The 6,129-nt window shown below is 64.5% G+C and carries 4 protein-coding genes; all 4 read right to left on the bottom strand.

Annotated features, from left to right (window positions below; translation table 11 throughout):
- Positions 1-53: 53 nt before the first annotated feature.
- Complete coding sequence (locus ACIBK2_RS45305; RefSeq protein WP_396977393.1) at positions 54-1,598, bottom strand: ArnT family glycosyltransferase; 1,545 nt, start codon at positions 1,596-1,598, stop codon at positions 54-56.
- Entirely contained in the window at positions 1,591-2,226 is a 636-nt protein-coding gene (locus tag ACIBK2_RS45300) for a TetR/AcrR family transcriptional regulator (protein WP_396977391.1), read from the bottom strand. Before ACIBK2_RS45300 ends, ACIBK2_RS45305 begins: the two co-directional genes overlap by 8 nt.
- A gap of 18 nt (positions 2,227-2,244) precedes the next feature.
- Positions 2,245-3,495 (bottom strand): carboxylesterase/lipase family protein, encoded by a 1,251-nt coding sequence (locus ACIBK2_RS45295; protein WP_396977389.1) that lies wholly within the window; start codon positions 3,493-3,495, stop codon positions 2,245-2,247.
- Positions 3,496-4,245: 750 nt separating this feature from the next.
- On the bottom strand, positions 4,246-6,006 hold the full coding sequence (arc, locus tag ACIBK2_RS45290) for a proteasome ATPase (RefSeq protein WP_379290361.1): 1,761 nt from the start codon (positions 6,004-6,006) through the stop codon (positions 4,246-4,248).
- Positions 6,007-6,129: the final 123 nt, after the last annotated feature.

Genomic DNA, 6,129 nt, shown 5'->3' with positions numbered 1-6,129 from the left:
GATGCCACGGCATCCAGTGTCGTCATCACGGCACCTTCCTCGCTGAACATCATTCAGCGTGTTGGGCCGGAACCACCGTTAAATCCACAGTCCCGCAGACCTGGCCAAGTTTGGGACCAGGGGGCACGGGGTTGGTCGCAGCGCCAGATGGTGACGTCGCGGGTGGAGCCGGGGAAGCCCAGGCGGGCGTCGGCGCGGCCGATGGGGGTTACGGAGGCGAAGAGGGGGCTGACGTCGGATTCGTTGTTGCCGATCCAGAGGATGGTGGTTGCGGTGTCTGGTGGGGTGCCGAAGTAGCCGTAGCCGCGGTTGGGGCTGTAGATGGCGGGGAGGTTGGTACCTAGGACGTCGAGTGCGCTTGCCTGCCAGTAGGAGTCGGTGATGATGGCGACGTTGGCGCGGTCGGCTTCGGGGAGGGATTGGTAGGCGGTTGCCGCGGCCGCAGCGAGTTCGGGCCAGCCGAATTTGCCGTAGACGCCGATCGCCAGGCCCGCGTCGGCCTCGCTGGTCGCGGGCTTGATGCTGGACTCGGGCTGCCAGGGCATCGTAAATGCCGCGAGGGCAACGGATATGACGATCAGCGTGCTGGTGACGATGGTGCGCAGGCGGCCCGTTTTCTCGGTCCAGCGCACCGCGCCCGCGGCGAAGATCGCGGCATAGCAGCCTGCGGCGTAGTACGCCCTGCCGTCAGTGGCGATGAAGGCGACGGTGAGCAGCAGTGGGAGCAGGGCGAGGAATCGGTACTGGCGCAACGGTTCCCAGCGGAAGAGGGCCACGATTCCGTAGATCAGCAGCAGCCCACCGAGTAGTCCGGCGGCGGCAATGGCCAGCGGCAGCCAGGTATAGCGGCCGCCGATGGTGGCCTGTTCGTCAGCGACCACTGCGCCGAGCCGCAACTGCGGCCAGTCGTGAGAAGCCTGCCAGATCAGGCTCGGCAGCGTCAGAAGGACGACCAGGCCCGCACCCAACCACAGTGCGGGACGGCGAAACAGGTCACGCGGACCGTAAAACGCTACGCCGATCGCGATGGCGATCCAGAAGAACGGGATCAACCATTTGACCTGCATATCCAGGGCGGTGGCCAGCGACGCCCACAGCAGCAGCGAGTCGCGGCGGGTGCGCACCCAGCGGATGAGCAGCCAGCTGATCAGTACCCACAGCGCGGTGTCGACGGTGTTGGTGGCCAACTGAGTTCCCTGCACCAGCAGGAAAGGCGAAGTGGCGTAAGCGGTTGCCGTCAGCAGTTGGGCGTTGCGTGCTCCGCCGAATTCCCTGGCGATCTGCGCACTGATCAGCACCGCGGCGACCGTGACCAGTATCGCCGGAATACGCTGTGCCACCATGGATTCCGGCGCGATGATATCCATCAGCCGGGCGATCGCGGGTAACAGCGGACCCTGATCGGCGTAACTGACCGCGAGCCTGCGACCCGCGGAGATGAAATACAGCTCGTCGCCGAAGAATCCGTAGCGGCCCGCCGAAGCCAGCAGCGCGATCGCGGACACGATCGCGATGGCGCCCACTCCGGCGAGCGCGAACGGCGGCTGCTCCTCGGTCGTATCCGGTTGCCGCACTTGGGTTGTCGCAGTGTCAGTCATCTTCCCCCGCTTTTCGCGTAGCCAAATCGAACAACCGGCACATATGCGCCGTGTACCCGTCCATATCGAAATCCGGTTCCCGGATCGCCCGTCCGGCCGCGCCGTCGATCGCATCGCGGATGGACTTCGCCATCACCAGCGGGTCGAATTCGCCGAAATCCCCCGTGCGCTGGCCTTCCTGCATGATGTCGACCAGCGGCACGATGATTTCCCGCTCCCCGTCGGCCGAGGCGAACTTCGGCCTGCCGTCCGCATCGCGCAGATTCAGCACCACATCCATCAGCGCCGCGACGTAGTTCGTGTTCGCGGCGATGAACGCGAGATTCGATTCGATGTAGGCCAGCAACATGTTTCGCGGCCCGATCGCCGCAGCGACCTTCGGCCCGACGTGCTCGGCGCCCGACACATACAACTGAACGACCAGCTGTGTCATCAGATCGTCTTTACCGGCGAAGTGGTAGGAGATGACCCCTTTGGAGATCCCGGCATGCTTGGCGATCCGCGCCAGCGACGCGTTCCCGTACCCGACCTCGGAGATCACCTCCACCGCGGACGCGATGATCTGCCGCCGCCGCGCCTCTTCGATAAACGACCTTTGCTGGCCGTCCGTACTATTTTCTGACCGCACGGCCAAATATTAGCACGATCAGCCAGTGAAGTGCCGGGTGCTGCCGCGCTCCCACCCCGGATCCCCGTCCCGGACGAAACTGATCCAGCTGCGGCGCATTTCGTCGACCAACGGCTGCGGGCGCTCGCCCTGCAGCATCGGCGCGTCCTGCCACGCCGCTGCCGTCCCGAGCAAGAACGGCAGCTCAAGGCAGTGACACGCACCGAACGGACTACCTTCCGGCTGCCAATCGAACCGGTACAGCCACGGCGCGACACCTCGCTCGCTGAGCGCCACACCCAGCCGCCGAGTCGGCCCGCCGAAGCCCTGCTCGGTGGCCTGCTCCATGGCGTCCCAATCGTCGGAGAAGAATGCCGCCGCCTCGTCCCTCGTCGTGCCCAGCAGAATCGGCATGGTGCTGTGCCGGCCCACCGCGGTCGCCGGGTCGACATCGACCAACGTCCCGTCACCCGTCAGCTGGAACGGTGGGATGATCCCGGACGGCGCTCGGCTCGCGACTGCGGACTGCGCGGCCAGCAACTCGGCAACCGGTACCGCCCCGAGCTGTTCGGCTTCGATGCCCAACTCCTGCAACAACTTCCCACCGGTCCGCGCCGCCTCGTCCGGCGTATCAGGCAGCATGCTGAGCGGCGTGCTCTGCAGCACGGCCTGCTGGAACAGCCCGCTCCCCTGCTCACCCGACAACATCGCCACCAGCGATATCGCACCCGCCGACTGACCGGCGGCAGTCACCCGATCAGGGTCACCACCGAACGCCGCGATATTCTCGCGCACCCAGCTGAGCGCGGCGATCTGATCAAGCAGCCCCAAGTTGCCATCACTCACTCCAGGCAACCGCAGATACCCGAACACGCCAATTCGGTAATTCACAGTCACTACCACGACGTCCCCAAGCGCCGCAAACTCCGCCCCGTCGTACCACCCGAGACTGCCTGCGCCACTGGAGAATCCACCACCGTGCAGAAACACCAGCACCGGATGACCGTCTCCCGGCGGAGCCCACACATTCAGCGACAGACAATCCTCCCCCTGCGGAATCTCGAAATTCCCCATCACCCGCGCCAACCGCGAAGCCAATTGCGGTGCGGCCGGACCGAATTCAGCCGCCTCCCGAACCCCGGTCCACGGCGCACTCGGCTCCGGCTTACCGAACCGCGCGGCCTGCGCATAAGGAATACCCCGATACGCCGTCACACCCCCCTCGACAACACCGCGCACCTTCCCCACACCGGTCTCGACTATGGCCGACTGCTCAATCTCACTGGTCATGCGTCCAAGTCTGCCGCGCCCCCGCCCACCAAAGCCACGATTCGACCGCGGCACACCTCAATGTGCCAGCCCCCGACCCTCAATCGGACGGATCAAGTCACGGCGTCGAGCCAGGCCAGTTCGGCCGAACTGGAGCAGACCGGCTGGCCACTGTCGATACTCGAATGTATGACCGAACCAACGCCTGACCCCGCGCCCGCACACGACTCCGACTCGACCACATCCGAACGACCCAAGAACAAAATCTCCCTCGAGAGGCAGGCGGACGGCGTGATCGCCGCCGACGTCAGCGCCCCTACAAAGCGCGGCAACATCAGTAACTGAACCGGCCAGATGTATCGGCCGCAGTAGTCGATCCGCTCCGCCCCACCCACACGAAAAAGCCGCGCTCCCAACGGAAGCGCGGCCCTTCGTACTGAAACCTACAGGTACTGACCCGTGCTGGACTCGGTGTCGATCGCCCTGCTCGCGCTGGCGTTCTTACCGGTGAATTAGACGCAGCCGGATGTAGACGATCCACTCGCCCGAACCCGACCACACGAAAAAGCCGCACCCCCAACGGAAGCGCGGCCCTTCGTACTGAAACCTACAGGTACTGACCCGTGCTGGACTCGGTGTCGATCGCCCTGCTCGCGCTGGCGTTCTTACCGGTGAATTAGACGCAGCCGGATGTAGACGATCCACTCGCCCGAACCCGACCACACGAAAAAGCCGCACCCCCAACGGAAGCGCGGCCCTTCGTACTGAAACCTACAGGTACTGACCCGTGCTGGACTCGGTGTCGATCGCCCTGCTCGCGCTGGCGTTCTTGCCGGTGACGAGCGTGCGGATGTAGACGATCCGCTCGCCCTTCTTGCCCGAGATGCGGGCCCAGTCATCGGGATTCGTGGTGTTGGGCAGGTCCTCGTTCTCGGAGAACTCGTCCTGGATCGAATCGTAGAGATGCTGCAGGCGCAGGCCGGGGTTGCCGGTGTCGAGGACGGACTTGATGGCGTACTTCTTGGAGCGGTCCACGATGTTCTGGATCATGGCGCCGGAGTTGAAGTCCTTGAAGTACAGGACTTCCTTGTCACCGTTGGCGTAGGTGACCTCCAGGAAGCGGTTGTCCTCGCTTTCGGCGTACATCCGGTCGACGACCCGTTCGATCATCGCCTGGACGCAGGCCAGCTTGTCGCCGCCGAACTCGGCGAGATCGTCGGCGTGCAGCGGCAGCGTCTCCGTGAGGTACTTGGAGAAGATGTCCTGTGCCGATTCCGCGTCCGGCCGTTCGATCTTGATCTTCACGTCCAGGCGGCCGGGCCGCAGGATCGCGGGGTCGATCATGTCCTCGCGGTTGGAGGCGCCGATCACGATGACGTTCTCGAGGCCCTCGACGCCGTCGATCTCCGACAGCAGCTGCGGCACGACCGTGGTCTCCACATCGGAGGACACGCCCGAACCACGGGTGCGGAAGATGGAATCCATCTCGTCGAAGAACACGATCACCGGCGTACCTTCGGACGCCTTCTCACGAGCCCGCTGGAAGATGATCCGAATGTGGCGCTCGGTCTCGCCGACGAACTTGTTGAGCAGTTCGGGGCCCTTGATGTTCAGGAAGAACGACTTGGCTTCCTTGGCATCCTCACCGCGCGCCTCGGCGATCTTCTTGGCCAGCGAGTTGGCCACCGCCTTGGCGATGAGCGTCTTACCGCACCCGGGCGGACCGTAGAGCAGCACACCCTTGGGCGGGCGCAGCGCGTACTCGCGGAACAGGTCCTTGTGCAGGAAGGGCAGCTCCACCGCGTCCCGGATCTGCTCGATCTGCCGACCGAGACCGCCGATATCGGTGTAGTCGACGTCCGGAACCTCTTCCAGCACAAGGTCTTCGACCTCGGCCTTGGGAATGCGCTCGAACGCGAACCCGGCCTTGGTGTCCACCAGCAGCGAATCACCAGGGCGCAGTTTACGAATCGGGGAGTCCGGGTCGTCCATGTCGTCGTACTCGGCGACCTTGGCCAGCGGACCCGCCAGCCAGACCACGCGTTCCTCGTCGGCATGACCGACGACGAGGGCACGACGGCCGTCATCGAGGATCTCCCGCAGGGTGCCGATCTCGCCGATCGCGTCGAACACTCCGGCCTCGACGACCGTGAGTGCCTCGTTGAGCCGGACGGTCTGACCGTATTCGAGGGTCGAGGTCTCGATGTTCGGTGAACACGTCAATCTCATCTTGCGACCCGAGGTGAATACGTCGACGGTCTGATCGTCGTACACGCCGATCAGGATCCCGTATCCGCTCGGCGGCTGACCGAGCCGATCGACTTCCTCACGCAAGGCGACGAGCTGCTGGCGCGCTTCCTTGAGTGTGTCCATCAGCTTGGTGTTGCGAATCGTCAGCGAATCGATGCGGGCTTCCAATTCCCGTGCACGATCCGGCGAATCGGCGAGTTGCCTGCGGAGTGCAGCCGCTTCGGCGCGTACCGCCTCGAGCTCTCTCCAGGCCGCCGAATCCGAATTCTCGATGGGGCTCATGTGCTGCTCCTCCCAGTCCCGGTCTATCAACGCTACCGGGCGCGAACCGTTCTCGCTTTCCGACATGGTTTCGTCGTGATCACATCTGGGCTGCGATCGACCGCCGGATGACCATGTTAGCCT

It is taken from the genome of Nocardia sp. NPDC050175 (assembly GCF_044459885.1).
GTDB lineage: Bacteria > Actinomycetota > Actinomycetes > Mycobacteriales > Mycobacteriaceae > Nocardia.
This window is presented reverse-complemented; position numbering and strand designations above follow the sequence as displayed.

Bases quoted from the DNA above. Each gene is read 5' to 3' on its own strand.
- ACIBK2_RS45305 (WP_396977393.1), bottom strand. From the start codon at position 1,598: ATGACTGACACTGCGACAACCCAAGTGCGGCAACCGGATACGACCGAG.
- ACIBK2_RS45295 (WP_396977389.1), bottom strand. From the start codon at position 3,495: ATGACCAGTGAGATTGAGCAGTCGGCCATAGTCGAGACCGGTGTGGGG.
- arc (WP_379290361.1), bottom strand. From the start codon at position 6,006: ATGAGCCCCATCGAGAATTCGGATTCGGCGGCCTGGAGAGAGCTCGAG.